The 14,885-nt window shown below is 62.8% G+C and carries 14 protein-coding genes and 1 pseudogene; 13 read left to right on the top strand and 2 right to left on the bottom strand.

What is annotated here, in order from left to right; translation table 11 throughout:
* The first annotated feature begins 219 nt into the window (after window positions 1-219).
* Entirely contained in the window at window positions 220-498 is a 279-nt protein-coding gene (locus ONR75_RS07380; RefSeq protein ID WP_320109706.1) for a DUF1858 domain-containing protein, read from the top strand.
* Here ONR75_RS07380 and ONR75_RS07385 read toward each other — a convergent pair whose 3' ends face one another.
* Complete coding sequence (locus ONR75_RS07385; RefSeq protein WP_265082029.1) at window positions 499-1,221, bottom strand: Crp/Fnr family transcriptional regulator; 723 nt, start codon at window positions 1,219-1,221, stop codon at window positions 499-501.
* A gap of 215 nt (window positions 1,222-1,436) precedes the next feature.
* On the opposite strand from ONR75_RS07385, the gene ONR75_RS07390 reads away from it, so the two are divergent.
* Window positions 1,437-2,609, top strand: a complete 1,173-nt coding sequence (locus ONR75_RS07390; RefSeq protein ID WP_265082030.1) for an NnrS family protein — start codon at window positions 1,437-1,439, stop codon at window positions 2,607-2,609.
* 42 nt (window positions 2,610-2,651) lie between these two features.
* Here ONR75_RS07390 and ONR75_RS07395 read toward each other — a convergent pair whose 3' ends face one another.
* A complete protein-coding gene (locus tag ONR75_RS07395) occupies window positions 2,652-3,548 on the bottom strand; it encodes a hypothetical protein (RefSeq protein WP_265082031.1) in 897 nt (298 codons plus the stop codon).
* A gap of 186 nt (window positions 3,549-3,734) precedes the next feature.
* Here ONR75_RS07395 and ONR75_RS07400 point away from each other — a divergent pair, with 186 nt between their 5' ends.
* The 11 genes and pseudogenes from ONR75_RS07400 (at window position 3,735) to ONR75_RS07450 (ending at window position 14,885) form a co-directional block, all read left to right on the top strand.
* Window positions 3,735-6,014: a NosR/NirI family protein gene (locus ONR75_RS07400; protein WP_265083577.1), complete on the top strand. Its 2,280-nt coding sequence runs from the start codon at window positions 3,735-3,737 to the stop codon at window positions 6,012-6,014.
* The gene (nosZ, locus tag ONR75_RS07405) at window positions 6,011-7,951 is read left to right on the top strand and encodes a TAT-dependent nitrous-oxide reductase (RefSeq protein WP_265082032.1); all 1,941 of its coding nucleotides are present in this window, start codon (window positions 6,011-6,013) and stop codon (window positions 7,949-7,951) included. Before ONR75_RS07400 ends, nosZ begins: the two co-directional genes overlap by 4 nt.
* Before the next feature lie 13 nt (window positions 7,952-7,964).
* Window positions 7,965-9,326, top strand: a complete 1,362-nt coding sequence (locus ONR75_RS07410; protein ID WP_265082033.1) for a nitrous oxide reductase family maturation protein NosD — start codon at window positions 7,965-7,967, stop codon at window positions 9,324-9,326.
* Window positions 9,323-10,234, top strand: coding sequence for an ABC transporter ATP-binding protein (locus ONR75_RS07415; protein WP_265082034.1), 912 nt, complete (start codon window positions 9,323-9,325; stop codon window positions 10,232-10,234). The genes ONR75_RS07410 and ONR75_RS07415 overlap by 4 nt, the downstream gene beginning before the upstream one ends.
* Window positions 10,231-11,058, top strand: a complete 828-nt coding sequence (locus tag ONR75_RS07420; RefSeq protein ID WP_265082035.1) for an ABC transporter permease — start codon at window positions 10,231-10,233, stop codon at window positions 11,056-11,058. Before ONR75_RS07415 ends, ONR75_RS07420 begins: the two co-directional genes overlap by 4 nt.
* Window positions 11,055-11,603 (top strand): nitrous oxide reductase accessory protein NosL, encoded by a 549-nt coding sequence (locus ONR75_RS07425; RefSeq protein WP_265082036.1) that lies wholly within the window; start codon window positions 11,055-11,057, stop codon window positions 11,601-11,603. Before ONR75_RS07420 ends, ONR75_RS07425 begins: the two co-directional genes overlap by 4 nt.
* A 13-nt stretch (window positions 11,604-11,616) precedes the next feature.
* Window positions 11,617-12,610 (top strand): annotated as a pseudogene (locus tag ONR75_RS07430) (FAD:protein FMN transferase).
* Window positions 12,611-12,688: 78 nt separating this feature from the next.
* A complete protein-coding gene (locus tag ONR75_RS07435) occupies window positions 12,689-13,072 on the top strand; it encodes a c-type cytochrome (protein WP_265083578.1) in 384 nt (127 codons plus the stop codon).
* A gap of 464 nt (window positions 13,073-13,536) precedes the next feature.
* The gene (locus tag ONR75_RS07440) at window positions 13,537-13,968 is read left to right on the top strand and encodes a secretin and TonB N-terminal domain-containing protein (RefSeq protein ID WP_265082037.1); all 432 of its coding nucleotides are present in this window, start codon (window positions 13,537-13,539) and stop codon (window positions 13,966-13,968) included.
* Window positions 13,965-14,273, top strand: coding sequence for an energy transducer TonB (locus ONR75_RS07445; protein WP_265082038.1), 309 nt, complete (start codon window positions 13,965-13,967; stop codon window positions 14,271-14,273). Before ONR75_RS07440 ends, ONR75_RS07445 begins: the two co-directional genes overlap by 4 nt.
* 57 nt (window positions 14,274-14,330) lie before the next feature.
* The gene (locus tag ONR75_RS07450) at window positions 14,331-14,885 is read left to right on the top strand and encodes an RNA polymerase sigma factor (RefSeq protein WP_265082039.1); all 555 of its coding nucleotides are present in this window, start codon (window positions 14,331-14,333) and stop codon (window positions 14,883-14,885) included.

A 14,885-nucleotide genomic window follows, 5' to 3' on the forward strand; every position in this document is an offset into this window, starting at 1 on the left:
GATAGCCGAACACGCGAACTACCAGGTGGTGCAGAAATTTCTCGTATCGGATGGCGACCGATCGCTCCTGGCGCAGAGCAGACCCCGCAACAAAAACGTCGAATAACAACCGAAGGTTATCTCGCTGCGTCCAATGCGCAATTCTAGTTTCTGGATCACTCATGGTGTACATCGGCCGACGAGCTCTCCAGAAGCGTCGACAGCGAGCGATCGGAATTCATGCTGCTGTTTGTTCCGACGCAAAGACCAGTGCAATCTATCAAATACAGTTCCAACATGGAGCAGGTGGTACTGACGCCGGATATGATGGTCGATGAGGTGATACGTCGCTGGCCGGCGACGGTCCGCACCTTTCTGGACTTTCATTTGGGATGTGTCGGTTGTCCAGTCGCCGGGTTCCATTCGGTCGGCGATGCCAGCATTTGCCATGCTGTAGGCCCGGCGTTTCTTCTGGCGCTGTGCGAGGTTGCAGGCGGTGACGACGTGCGGGCAGAGTAACTACGTGCTTTTTGGCCGCGGATGATCGAGCTCTTTACCTTCGGCGATGACGAACAATTTGTGGGAATCTCGAAGCACGATTCGCAGGCGCCCTCCTGCGATCAATCCCTGCAGCTCCCACGCGCTGAGGATCCTGCTTACGGTGTGCAGCGTGGTGCCGGTCATTTCGGCGACATCCTGCCGGCTGATGGGAAAGGCGATCTCGATACCGCTCTCGACGTTTCGTCCGGCTTGCTTGGCCAGCCGCAGCAGTGCGTGTGCGACGCGTTGTTCGACCTGCTGACCCGACATCTCCATGACCCGTTCTTGGGAATCCTGCAGCCGGCGGCCGACAGTCTGAAGCATTTGAGCCGAAAGACTGGGGAATTTCGCGATCAGCCGTGGCCACGCTGCGGAAGGCCAGCAAAGTGCAATGCTGTCAACCACTGCGATTGCCGTTGCCGGGTAGGTATCGAGCGCCAGTGCCTGCGCGACTCCGAAGAGATCGCCGGCCGAGATGTAACGGACCACGATCTGCTGGCCCTGCGGGGTGGTCTTCTCGACGCGCAGGTGGCCATGCAGCAGTAGGAAGAACGAGTGGGCATCCGATCCCTGATCAAACACATGGGTTTCCTTCGGATAGCTAATCGACCGGGCCTCGCGGAGAATTTCGTCGAGATGGTTTGGTTCGAACCCGGCGAGTGCGGGAATATTGGCTGCGATGGAGCGGTCGAGGATGGCCATAGCGCGAGGTCTCTGAGGTTGCCGGAGCGGTGGAACACTAAAATCCGCTTTGTGGCGAGGCAATCGATGCGGAGGCACTGCCGCGGGACGCCTTTTTGATGGGAGGGTGAGTCCGCAGGTTGTTTGTGCAGGCGCAAAGACGAGATGGTGCAGGCGTTTAGACTTCCAACTTGGAATATTGTGGCCGACGTCGGCGCAGATTGAAAGGCGATAGCTTGCCCATCCCAAGGCGGAAGGATTATCGCGGGCCGGCGTTGTTTTCGTACGGCTTCCGGCCGTTCTTCCTGCTCGGCTCGCTCTATGCCGGGCTGGCGATTCTGGTCTGGCTGCCGGCATTCTACGGATATCTGAGACTGGGGACGTCGTTTGCGCCACGCGACTGGCACGTGCATGAGATGCTGTTCGGCTACATCGCGGCCATTGTTGCAGGCTTTCTGCTGACCGCGATCCCGAACTGGACCGGGCGGCTGCCGCTGCACGGCAGGCCGCTGATGATCCTGTTCTCGGTCTGGGTCGCCGGGCGGGTCGCGGTCAGCGTGTCGGTATGGATCGGCTGGGGAGCCGCGGCGGTGATCGACTGTGGGTTTCTCGTTCTGCTGGCTGCTGCGGCGGCGCGCGAGATCGTCGCAGGGCGCAAATGGAGCAATCTCAACATCGTGGTGGTGGTCAGTCTGCTCGCGGCAGGCAATATTGCATTCCATATCGAGGCGCATGTTTCCGGGCTGGCCGAATACGCCACCCGCGCCGGTATCGCGGTGGTGATCATGCTGGTGTCGCTGATCGGCGGACGCATCGTTCCCAGCTTTACCCGCAACTGGCTGGCAAAGCGCGTGCCGGGACGAATGCCTGTTCCGTTCGGTCGGTTCGACATGGTCACGTTGGGGATCAGCGTTGCCGGATTGGCTACATGGGTGGTCCGTCCGCTTGATCCGCTGGTCGGCATCACGCTATTCGGATGCGGCGCGCTGCACATTTACCGTCTGGCACGCTGGGCCGGTTATCGGACATCGAGCGATCGCCTAGTGCTGATTCTGCATCTTGCCTATGCGTTCGTACCGCTCGGCTTCATTCTCGCCGCGCTGAGTGCGCTGGATTTGGTCGCGCCGAGCGCCGGCATTCATGCCTGGACTGGCGGGGCCATCGGAACCATGACCTTGGCCGTGATGACGCGCGCCACCTTGGGGCATACCGGCCAGCAATTGCGGGCCTCGCTTGCGACGCACCTTGTCTATGCCGCGGTGATCGTGGCGGCGTTGGCGCGTGTCTGCGCGGTGCTGCAGCCGGGACATGCCGGGCTTTTGCTCGCCATCGCCGGCGTTGCATGGGCAGCTGCATTCATCGGCTTTGCTGCAAGCTATGCGCCGGTGTTTTGCCGACGGACGAATTGAAGGCGGCGGATATCCGTGACCGCCATGGCCTTTGAGATCGCGTCATCTCGCCGATGCCGCTGCCATAGTTCGTAGATCGGCGAGCCGGGTGATAGCGTGGGCGGCGAGCTTCAGCGCAAGTTCCAGCTGGGGTTGATCCTGCGCGTGGTCGGCCTCGTCGAGATAGATTGACGACAGTTGTTCCGCCCGGCGAATGGCGCGGCACCTGATGTCCTCAATGGTATCGGAATCCGGTGCCATATCTCGCATGGGGGCGGGAACGGGGAGCCGTTCCGTCAGGTCACCTCCCGTCACGGCCAGCAAATGGCCCCGTTCGATGGCAGGAAGATCCTGCGACCACGCCACAATATCCTTGAGCAGCAGGCTCTCAAGCAGCGCCGCCAGGGGAATTTCGCTGCTCTTATCCTGCAATCCGTCGCCAGCGGACAAATGCCGCTCGTGCCGCCAGGCGAGGCGGCGTTCGCGGCGCAGTTCATTGCCGTCATTCAGCGCCTCGCGCGCCATGCTCTCTGCCGCGGCCCGTACCGCGTCGTCTTCCGCGAGAGCGGCAACGTAGGTCCAGAACACGAAACCGCGCTCGCGATGGCGAACTGCAAGCGCCCACGCGCCATAAGGTGTCGAAAGTGACGAACCGGCGAGCTCGGAGAGCTCCTCGGCTGGGACAAGATCGCTTGGCGCCCATTTCAGGTCGGCCGGGTCGGGATGCTTGTTTAGCAATGCGACACAGGCTAGGCTGAGGGCGCGCGCGCGTTGAAGCTCGCGCTGTTCCAGTATCACGAAGACGGATCTCACGAGTTTAAACGACTCGTCGCCAGTTGTTGCGAGTTCGCCGTATCGTCGCGCAGCCGTTTCCGCTTGTTCAAACGCGATCGCGTAAAGCTCTGCTGCGCTCTTTACGGAGGCGGGCGGCTCGTTCGTCAGCAGCATTTCGGTGCGCATCGTCGTCATCTCCTGATCTGCACGATTGCCCCGACCGTGATCGGTGAATTTGTTCTAGCTCAACGATGAGCCAGGTTCGATCAGTATAAGCGTCTCCAGACACACATATCGCGATTCAGGACAACGACGTTCTGTTTGAAAAAACTGGAACAGTCGCCTTGCGAAGATTCTGCCGTCATTCATGTCCTGTTGGGCTTCGTTCTCACCATTTTGGCGGGAACATTTGCCGTTGAGGCGCGTGCCGCGAGCCGGTTGAGCGACTTCGTGGGCAAAGCTGAGCCGGGCGAGCTCGTTCCCGGCGCCAACCGGCTTGGACCGCTGCAGGGCGATCCGGCGATCATGCCGGCGTATAAGGACGATCAACTCCTCGGCTTCATCTATCTGAATTCCGATTTTGCCAATGCGATTGGTTATTCCGGCAAGCCGATCCAGCTTCTGGTGGGCATCGATCCGAAGGGCGTGCTCACCGGCCTCAAGCTGGTGGAGCATAAGGAGCCCATCGTTCTGCTGGGCATTCCCGAAAAGCGGATCCTCGAAGCGGTCAACAAGCTGATCGGCGCCGATATTGCGGGCGTGGTACGCGGGGCTGCGCCGGCACCGCAGGTCGACATTGTCAGTGGCGCGACGGTCACCGTGCTGGTGATCGGCGACAGCATCGTCCGCTCCGCAACCAAGCTGATCAAGAGCGGCCGCCTCGGCGCGCCGGGAAGTGCGGTCGCTGGCGCAACGCAGCCAACGGTGACGAAGACCGTCGATACCGCCAAAGGCGAGGTCCGCGACTGGCAAAGCCTCGTCGGGGACGGCTCGGTGCGCCGGCTTTTCCTGACGGTCGGCGACATCAACCAGGCTTTTGAAAAGTCGGGCAATGCAGCCGCCGCTGCGCATCCGGAGGAGGGCGAGCCGGACGAAACCTTCATCGATCTGTACCTTGCCGACGTCGCCGTGCCGACCATCGGCCGCAGCCTGCTGGGCGACGACGGCTACAATCGCCTCGCAGCCAGACTCAAGCCGGGGCAGCAGGCGCTGGTCGTCGCCGGTGCCGGGCGCTATTCATTCAAGGGGGCGGCCTATGTCCGCGGCGGGATCTTCGATCGCGTCGAGCTGATCCAGGACACCAACAGCATGCGCTTCCGCGACCGCGATCACACGCGGTTGGGAAGCCTCGCCGCCGAAGGCACGCCGGCCTTTCCCGAAATCGCCCTGTTCGCCGTGCCCGCCGAATTTGCGCTCGATCCGACCGAGCCGTGGGCACTGCAACTGCTCGTTCAACGCGTGATCAGCACACGTGAGAAGGCCTGGCTCACCTTCGATCTCGGCTACACGCTGCCGGACGCCTATATGAAGCGCGAGACGCCGAAGCCGGCGGCCGCTGCGCCGACTGCCACGGCAGCGTCGCCCGCCGGAAGAATGTCCGGCGATTCCGCACCGTCTTCCGCAGCCGAGGACGAGCCGCTGTGGATGAAGATCTGGCGCGGCAACACGGCCAAGATCGGAACGACGATCTTCGCCCTGGGCGCGCTGACGCTGATCTTCTTTTTCCAGAATGCGCTGGTGGCCCGGCCGCGGCTGTTTGCGTGGGTGCGCCGCAGCTATCTCGTGTTCATCCTGGTCTGGATGGGCTGGTACGCCAACGCCCAGCTCTCGGTCGTCAATGTCCTGACCTTCGCCAATTCGCTGCTGACCGGCTTCAGCTGGGAGTATTTCCTGTCGGCGCCGTTGATTTTTCTGCTGTGGGCCTCGATTGCGGCGGGGCTGCTGTTCTGGGGGCGTGGGCCGTTCTGCGGCTGGCTGTGTCCGTTCGGCGCGTTGCAGGAGCTGCTAAACAACATCGCCCAGGCGGTGAAGATTCCGCAGTACCGCTTGCCCTGGGGCCTGCACGAGCGGCTGTGGCCGATCAAGTACATCATCTTCCTCGGCCTGTTCGGCATGTCGCTGTACTCGACCGCCTTTGCCGAGCAGCTGGCCGAGGTGGAGCCGTTCAAGACCGCGATCGTGCTGAAGTTCGCACGCGAGTGGCCCTACGTCATCTATGCCCTCACGGTGCTGTCCGCTGGCCTGTTTGTCGAGCGCTTCTTCTGCCGTTACATGTGCCCGCTCGGCGCGGCACTGGCCATTCCCGGTCGCATCCGCATGTTCGAATGGCTGCGGCGCTGGCCCGAATGCGGCACGCCATGCCAGCGTTGCGCCAAGGAATGCCCGGTGCAGGCGATCCACCCCGAGGGGCACATCAACGTCAATGAATGCATCTACTGCATGCATTGCCAGGAACTGTATTTCGACGATCACCGCTGTCCGCACATGATCCAGGTGCGGCTGAAGCGCGAGAAGCGCGAAGCGCTGTCGTCGCCATCGATGCGTGCCGGCAAGTCGCCCGGCACCGTCATCACCGCCGGAGGGCGCCCGATCGGGCTGCCTGCCGAGGCCACCAGTCCACCACCAACCGCAAGCCCAGGAGGCTTACTATGAGCGAAAATAGCAGCAACAACGGGAGTGGCTTTAGTCGACGCACCCTGCTCGGGACGACGGCCGTCGCCGCGGGTGTCGGTCTGGCGAGCGGCGTCGGCCTGTCGGCCACGACGGCCGATGCGCAGACCAAGGCCGCCGCGCCGAAGGCGCCAGCAGCGCGCCCCGCCGTCCAGAAGGCCGAAGTGCTGCCGGGCGAGCTCGACGAATATTATACGTTCTTCTCCAGCGGCCAGTCGGGCGAGATGCGTATCGTCGGCCTGCCGTCGATGCGCGAACTGATGCGCGTGCCGGTGTTCAACCGTTGCAGCGCCACCGGCTGGGGCCAGACCAATGAGAGCCTGAAGGTTCTCACCGAAGGCCTGCTGCCGGAGACGCGCGAGTTCCTGAAGACCCGCGGCGGCACCTACATGAACGGCGACCTGCATCATCCGCATCTGTCGTTCACCGACGGCACCTATGACGGCCGCTACGTGTTCATGAACGACAAGGCCAACACCCGCGTCGCGCGCGTTCGCCTCGACGTCATGAAGTGCGACAAGATCATCGAACTGCCGAACCAGCACACCGTGCATGGCCTGCGCGTGCAGAAATTCCCGCGCACCGGCTATGTGTTCGCCAATGGTGAGGACGGCGTGCCGCTGCCCAACGACGGCAAGATCCTCGACGACAAGAAGCAGTATCATTCGATCTTCAGCGCCATCGACGGCGACACCATGAAGGTCGCCTGGCAGGTCATCGTCGACGGCAACCTCGACAACGTCGATGCCGACTACCAGGGCAAGTATGCCTTCGCCACCTGCTACAATTCGGAAGAGGGCGTGACCCTCGCCGAGATGACCGCCAACGAGCAGGATTGGGTCACCATCTTCAACATCAAGCGCATTGAAGAGGCCGTGAAGAAGGGCGACTTCAAGGAGATGAGGGGCGTGCCGGTCATCGACGGCCGCAAGGGGTCAAAGTACACCCGTTACGTCCCGGTCTCCAACAGCCCGCACGGCATGAACACCGCGCCCGACGGCATCCACATCGTCGCCGCCGGCAAGCTGTCGCCGACCGTCACGGTGATGGACGTCCGGCTGTTCGACCAGCTGTTCGACGACAAGATCAAGCCGCGCGACGTCGTGGTTGCCGAACCCGAACTCGGACTCGGCCCGTTGCACACCGCTTATGACGGCAAGGGCAACGCCTATACGACGCTGTTCCTCGACAGCCAGGTCGTGAAGTGGAACATCGATCTCGCCAAGCGTGCCTTCAAGGGCGAGAAGGTCAACCCGATCCTGCAGAAGCTCGACGTCCACTATCAGCCGGGCCACAACCACACCTCCATGGGCCAGACCAAGGAGGCCGACGGAAAATGGCTGATCTCGCTGAATAAGTTCTCCAAGGACCGTTTCCTCAATGTCGGTCCGCTCAAGCCGGAGAACGACCAGCTGATCGACATCTCCGGCGACAAGATGGTGCTGATCCACGACGGTCCGAGCTTCGCAGAGCCGCATGACGCCACCATCGTCCATCGGTCCAAGATCAATCCGGTCTCGATCTGGGATCGTGCCGATCCGATGTTTGCGGACGCGGTCAAGCAGGCCAAGGCGGACGGTATCAATCTGGAAGCCGACTCCAAGGTCATCCGCGACGGCAGCACCGTGCGGGTCTATATGACGTCGACCGCCCCGGCGTTCGGTCTGGAGGAATTCCAGGTCAAGCAGGGCGACAAGGTCACGGTCTACGTCACCAACATCGACGCAGTGGAAGATCTGACCCACGGCTTCTCCATCGTGAATTACGGCATTCAGATGGAAGTCGCGCCCATGGCGACAGCATCGGTGACGTTCTCGGCCGACCGTGCCGGTGTCTACTGGTACTATTGTTCGTGGTTCTGTCACGCCATGCACATGGAAATGAAGGGCCGCATGCTCGTCGAGCCCAAAACGGTCTGAGGCAGAAGCGCAAGTGCATTTCCTGTCACGCATTGCTCCGGCGGCGATCCTCGCCGCCGGAATCTCCACCTTCGCCAGCGCGGAGACGCTGAGGGCTGCGCCTGAGCAGCCGCTTCAGGCTGTGCTCGACCGGGCCCAGGACGGCGACGTCGTCGAGCTCGACGTGGGCGAATACAAGGGCAACTTCCGGATCGATCGCCGTCTGGTGCTAGCGGGACGACCGGGCGTCGTGCTGAACGGCAACGGGGCCGGCAATGTCGTCACGGTCACCGCGCCTGACGTGACCATCCGCGGCCTTGCGATCAAGGGATCCGGCCGCAACCTGCAAACCATGGATTCCGGGGTGTTCCTCGAAAAGAGCGCGGAGCGTGCGCGGATCGAAAATAACCGGCTGGACGGCAACCTGTTCGGCATCTACGTGCACGGCGCTGCGGGAACGCGGGTCGAGCACAACGTCGTCGAGGGCATGCGCGACGGTCGTCTCAACGAGGCCGGCAACGGCGTCTCGCTGTGGAACGCACCCGACGTCACCATCGCCGACAATACCTTCCGCTATGGTCGCGACGGCATCTTTACGATTTCGAGCCGCAAGGACCGCTTCATCAATAACCGCTTCGAGCACGTGCGGTTCGCGGTCCACTACATGTACACCAACGACAGCGAAGTCAGCGGCAACGTCTCCATCGGCAATCACGTCGGCTACGCCATCATGTATTCAAACCGGCTGGTGATCCGCAACAACATCTCCGACCGCGACCGCGACTACGGCCTGCTGTTCAACTATGCCAACTATGCCGAGATCGACGGCAACCTGGTGGCCGGCGGCCGGATCGATATTATCGCAGACGCGCGCGACGAGGGTCCCGACGACGAACGCGGCATGGTGCCTGATGCAAAGCCGGCCGAGGTCCAGCGCAGCGGGCCTGAGAAGTGTGTGTTCATCTACAACACCAACCACAACAAGTTTCGCAACAACTGGTTCGAGCGTTGCGGCATCGGCGTGCATTTCACCGCCGGCTCCGAAGGCAACGAAATCACCGGCAATGCCTTCGTCGGCAACCGCAACCAGGTGAAATATGTCGGCACCCGCGACCTCGACTGGTCGAAGGGAGGGCGCGGCAACTACTGGAGCGACAACCCGGCCTTCGACCTGAACGGTGACGGCATCGCCGACACCGCCTATCGGCCCAACGACGTGGTCGACCGGGTGTTGTGGACGGCACCGCAGGCCAAGGTGTTGATCAACAGTCCCGCCGTGCAGGTGCTGCGCTGGGCACAGGCGCAGTTTCCGGCGCTGTATCCCGGCGGCGTCGTCGACACCCGTCCGCTGATCGCCCCGCCGCCGAAGCCGTCTTCCAGCCGGAGCCTGCAATGAACCCGACTGTTTCCGTCACTGGCGTCCAGAAGAGCTACGGCGCGGTGAAAGCGCTGCGCGACGTCTCGTTCATGCTCAGCCCGGGGCGGCTCAGCGCGCTGGTCGGCCATAATGGCGCCGGCAAGACGACGTTGATCAAGCTGATGCTGGGATTGATCCATCCCAATCAGGGCGAGATCCGTGTGCTCGGCCAGGACCCTGCCGCAGGCGAATTCTCGGCGCGCCGCCAGCTTGGCTATCTGCCGGAGAACGTCGCCTTCAATGCCGCGCTGACGGGGCGCGAAACCCTGGCGTTCTATGCCCGGCTGAAGCAGCTGGCGCCTTCGACCGGATGGCCGCTGCTCGAGCGCGTCGGCCTCGGCGATGCGGCTCACCGCAGGGTCGGCACCTATTCCAAGGGGATGCGGCAACGGCTTGGGCTGGCGCAGGCGCTGCTCGGACGGCCGCGCGTGCTGCTGCTGGACGAGCCGACCACCGGGCTCGATCCGGCGCTGCGGCAGACCTTCTACGAGATCCTCAACGAGCTGCGCGACGACGGCGCAACCGTGTTGATCTCGTCGCATGCGCTCAATGAACTGGAGGACCGCGCCGAACACGTCCTCATCATGAACCGCGGCATTCTGGTCGCGCAGGGCACATTGTCCGAGCTGCGCTCGATCTCGCAATTGCCGATCCGCCTGACGCTCGATCTGGCGCCCGGCACGACGGGTGCGGCCCCCGCATGGATGGCCGGTGAATCGATCGTTACCCCGCGTGGCTGCGTGTTGCTGGCGCGCGACGAGGCGCAGAAGATGAAGCTGCTGCGGGCCGCGGCGAACGATCAAAAGGTCACCAACATCGATATCGCCGCGCCGACCCTCGACGACCTCTACGCGCATTTTCTCAGGACGCAGGAGCAGGCAGCGTGAGAACGATCCTCATCATCGCGCGCAAGGAGATCCAGGAGGGCCTGCGCAACCGCTGGGTCCTCGCCACCACGCTGCTGCTCGGTGCGCTGTCGCTGTCGCTGACCTTCCTCGGCAGCGCGCCGACCGGCAATGTCGGTGCCGGCGCGCTCGACGTCGTCGTGGTCAGCCTCTCCAGCCTCACGATCTTCCTGCTGCCGCTGATCGCGCTGCTGATCTCGCATGATGCGGTGGTCGGCGAGATGGAGCGCGGCACCATGATCCTGCTGCTCAGCTATCCCGTCGGGCGGTACCAGGTCATTCTCGGCAAATTCTGCGGCCACGTCCTGATCCTCGCCTTCGCCACCGTGATCGGCTACGGCGCCGCCGCGGTCGCGCTTGCGATCACCGGCGCCTCGGTGCTGGCGGCGAGCTGGTACGCTTTCGCCTCCATGCTGGGAACGTCGATCATGCTCGGTGCGGTGTTCGTGGCGATCGGCTATCTCATCAGCAGCCTGGTCCGCGACCGCGGCACCGCGGCGGGCCTCTCGGTGGGCGTCTGGCTGCTGATGGTGCTGGTGTTCGACATGGCGCTGCTCGGCATCCTGGTGATCGACCAGGGGCGGATCGTTTCGGCGCCGGTGCTGGAAGCGCTGCTATTCCTCAACCCCACCGACCTCTATCGCCTGTCCAATCTCACCGGCTTCAACGTCAGCCAGTTCTCCGGCATGGCCGGACTGGCGGGCACCGCAACCACGGGGATCGGCGCTCTGCTGCTGGGCCTCGCGCTGTGGATCGCGGCGCCGCTCGGGCTGGCAACCCTGTTCTTTGCACGGAGGGAATTATGACCCTGCGCATCCTCTGCGCCGCCATCGCGGCATTGTTTCTCAGTGGCTGCAACCAGGATGCCGGCAATGCCGTCATGCCGCCGCCGGTGGCGCTCAACGCCGAAGCCATGGGGGTGTTCTGCGGCATGAACCTGATGGAGCATCCGGGCCCGAAGGGACAGATCATCACCGGCAGCCGGATCGATCCGTTCTGGTTCACTTCGGTGCGCGACACCGTGGCGTTTACCCTGATGCCGGACCAGCCGCGCGACATCCGGGCGGTCTATGTCTCGGACATGGCGCGCGCACCAAGCTGGGAAGATCCCGGCGCTACTAACTGGATCGATGCGCGCAAGGCGTTCTTCGTGATCGAAAGCCGCAAGCAGGGCGGCATGGGCGCGGCCGAAGCCGTGCCGTTCGGCAACCGCGCCGCCGCCGATGGCTTCGTCATGGCGAATGGCGGTCGCGTCGTCGCATTCGCCGAGATACCGCCGGCCTATGTGCTGGGCAGCGACAACGTCGGCGATCAGAGCGAGCGTGACCATTCCGACGTAAAGCTGAATTGAAGGAGCGCGGCCGATGCTGACTCACGATCTCACCCGCCGGCGCATGATTGCGATCACGGCCATGGCCGCCGGTGCAACCGTTCTTGGGGGAGGTTGCGCGCAGGCGAGCGATGCGATCCGCTGGCACGGCTCGGCACTCGGCGCACAGGTCTCCATCGAAATCTACCATCCGGACCGGGCCGAAGCGGAACGGCTGGTCCAGCACTGCCTGCTGGAAGTGCGGCGGCTGGAGCAGCAGTTCAGCCTGTACCGGACCGACTCCGCGATCTGTGCGCTGAACCGGAGCGGCATCCTCATATCGCCCGAGGCCGACATGGTGGCGCTGCTGAAAGCATCGCTGTCGTTCGCCGAACTGACCGATGGGGCTTTCGATCCGACGGTGCAGCCGCTGTGGCAACTCCATGCCGATCACTTTTCGACAGAGCATCCTGACCCCAATGGTCCGCCGTCGGACCAGCTTTCCGCCGCGCTGGCCAAGGTGGGACATCGCTGCCTGCTGGTCGGGCCCGAGCGCATCGCGCTCGTCAAGCGCGGCGCGACTATTACGCTGAACGGCATCGCCCAGGGCTACGCCACCGACCGTGTGGTCGAGATGCTGCGCAAGGGGGCCTCTCGACAACACTGGTGAACATGGGGGAGATCCGCGCGATTGGCGCAGCGCCGGGGGCATGCCATGGCGCGTCGGCCTGTCCGATCCGGATCGCCCCGGCACGCTCACCGAAACCATCGATCTGGTCGACCGCGCCGTCGCCACCAGCGCCGGCTCCGGATTTCGCTTCGATGCCACGGGCCGCTTCACCCATTTGTTCGATCCGGCGACCGGCCGCAGCCCGGCGCTCTACCACACCGTCAGCGTGATCGCACCGACGGCAACCGAAGCAGACGCGCTTTCGACTGCATTCAGCATGATGCCGGCGGCGAGCGTCCGTGACATCGTCGCAAAACGTTCGGGCGTGCAAGCCCGACTCTGCGAGCCGCGCGGCGCTCCGATCATCTACGGTGCCTGAAATCGTGACCCGCAATCTTTTTTGAATTGCAGCAACGCAATGAAGCCTGCCCGCGACGAGCAAACCAAGGAGCATAAGATGCGAAGACTGATTTTCATTGCCATGCTGGCGGTAGCCGGATCGGCTCAGGTTCGGGCCCAAGACGCGGCCGCTGGCGAGAAGGTTTTCGGTACGTGTAAACTGTGCCATCAGATCGGCGAGAATGCGAAGAACGGGGTCGGGCCCAATCTGAACGGTGTCATCGGCCGTAAGTCAGGCAGCGTGCCCGGCTACTCCTACTCGGTCGCCAACAAAGAATCCGGCATTACATGGGACGAAGCTACGTTCCGCGAATATATCAAAGATCCGAAGGCAAAGGTTCCGGGCACCAAGATGATCTATGCCGGCCTCAAGGACGAGCAAAAGACCAATGACCTGGTTGCGTTCCTGAAGCAGTTCGATGCCGACGGAAAGAAGAAATAGTCAACGCCGACGCAGGATCCCCGCCCCGGCTTCGTCGTTAGTTGGATGGCAGCTATGGTCGGCTGGGGCGGCTGTCGATGCCATTAGCCGGGATGAATCACCCCGTTGCTTGTGCCGCGGGCGTTCGGCGCGGCTCATTGCCGCCACTGGGCCGTCGCCGCCCACGGCGCTGGCTGCGCGCTGCTGTGAAGGGAACGACAGCTTCTGGCGCAAAAAGGACGGTGATTGGACGGGAATATACTCCTCGATGTGTCGATGCAGGCCGACGAAAAGCCCCACCGGTTTGTCGTTGCGCCGAAGAACAATGCCGATTGTCGTGAAGCCGTCACGCGATTGGCATAATATTCTACCGAGTTCTTTCCGTTGCCGGGGAGGCTGTGGGCGGCGTGCACGCGCGAGCGTCCCCTAGTGTTCTTTCGGGTCTGAATAGTATGGCAGTTCGGTCGAGGACTATCGGCTGTCGGGTGATTTTGACTAAAGAGTTTTGGAAAAGCCGACGCATTGCGATGTGCCTCGTCGCTTGGGGTGCCATTCTAAATCCAGTGCTCGTCTGCAATGCGGATTCCATCGAGAAGCAGCGCAAACAGCTAGCGACTAATGTTACAACGGATGCTGTCAGTTTCGATATTCCATCGGGGCTACTCGAAGATGCGCTGATCGCATACGCCGAAATGACCGGCGTGGAAGTATTCGTCGAACACGCGTTGGCAGCGGGGCAATATTCAAGCCCGCTCCAGGGTGAGTACTCCGCCGAGGCCGCGCTCCGGGCGCTATTGGCGGGAACGGGCTTGCAAATTCGCCGCGCCGCCGAGCGGGCCTATACGGTGGTTGCGCCTGGGATGCAGGAACCTGCGACTGGGCGCGCGCCGAGCTGGGGGGTGACCGCGAGCGCGTGATTTTCTTTGCGGCGCTGCAGACGACGGTCATGAACGCTTTATGTACGCGCGCGAATTTCGTTCCGGCACAGCATCGCGTTGCGCTTGCGATCTGGATTGATCCAGCCGGCAAGGTGACGGATGCGCGGGTCCTCACGTCGCCCATCGCGGACGACGTTTCCACCGGGATCGTCGAGAGTGTCCGCAGCGCCTCCATTGGTCAGCCTCTGCCCAGCGGCCTGAAACAGCCCGTCACGTTTGTCATCCTGGCCAGGTCGCCCGAGCGCACCGGCGAATGCGCCGGGCCGAGATCGGGACGTGGATGAATGCGCCGGATGCATCCGGCGTTGATTTGATCAGTTCGGTGCGGTAACGCGTGCAGCATGGCGGAAAGCAAGTTGCTGTCGTTGTCTCAGACTATCGTTAGCGGTTATGTCGAGTTGCGTCGGCGTCTGACCCGGCGGCTCGGCTCGGAAGAACTTGCCAGCGAAGTTCTTCATGAGACTTACATGCGCCTGGATTCGGTGGGCGACACCGGCGTAGTGCAACGTCCGGACGACTATATATTCCGGGTGGCGCTGAATATCGCAAATGACAAACGTCGATCCGACAACCGTCGTCTGTCCTATTCGGAGGTCGAAGCCCTCTATCACTTTGCCGAGGCGGCGACGGACGGCGAGCAGGACATCCAGGCGCGATCTGAGCTGGCGATGCTCGCGCGCGCGTTCGATGCCCTGACGACCCGGCAGCGCGCCATTGTCATTGCGGTTCGCGTCGATGGCACTCCGCATGCCGAATTGGCGCGCCGGTTTGGCGTTTCCGAGCGGATGATCGACAAGGACCTGCGAAAAGCGCTGGAATTCTGTGCCGACCGGCTGGAAAGAGTTTTGACGACGCGGTTCGGATCGTACCCGCCCAAAACGTCTACTGATAAATAG

It is taken from the genome of Rhodopseudomonas sp. P2A-2r, from assembly GCF_026015985.1.
Lineage (GTDB): Bacteria > Pseudomonadota > Alphaproteobacteria > Rhizobiales > Xanthobacteraceae > Tardiphaga.

What these genes read in the sequence shown, in the direction of transcription:
- ONR75_RS07380 (WP_320109706.1), top strand. Translation starts at nt 220, where the DNA reads ATGCTGCTGTTTGTTCCGACGCAAAGACCAGTGCAATCTATCAAATAC.
- ONR75_RS07385 (WP_265082029.1), bottom strand. Translation starts at nt 1,221, where the DNA reads ATGGCCATCCTCGACCGCTCCATCGCAGCCAATATTCCCGCACTCGCC.
- ONR75_RS07395 (WP_265082031.1), bottom strand. Translation starts at nt 3,548, where the DNA reads ATGCGCACCGAAATGCTGCTGACGAACGAGCCGCCCGCCTCCGTAAAG.
- nosZ (WP_265082032.1), top strand. Translation starts at nt 6,011, where the DNA reads ATGAGCGAAAATAGCAGCAACAACGGGAGTGGCTTTAGTCGACGCACC.
- ONR75_RS07415 (WP_265082034.1), top strand. Translation starts at nt 9,323, where the DNA reads ATGAACCCGACTGTTTCCGTCACTGGCGTCCAGAAGAGCTACGGCGCG.
- ONR75_RS07425 (WP_265082036.1), top strand. Translation starts at nt 11,055, where the DNA reads ATGACCCTGCGCATCCTCTGCGCCGCCATCGCGGCATTGTTTCTCAGT.
- ONR75_RS07435 (WP_265083578.1), top strand. Translation starts at nt 12,689, where the DNA reads ATGCGAAGACTGATTTTCATTGCCATGCTGGCGGTAGCCGGATCGGCT.
- ONR75_RS07450 (WP_265082039.1), top strand. Translation starts at nt 14,331, where the DNA reads ATGGCGGAAAGCAAGTTGCTGTCGTTGTCTCAGACTATCGTTAGCGGT.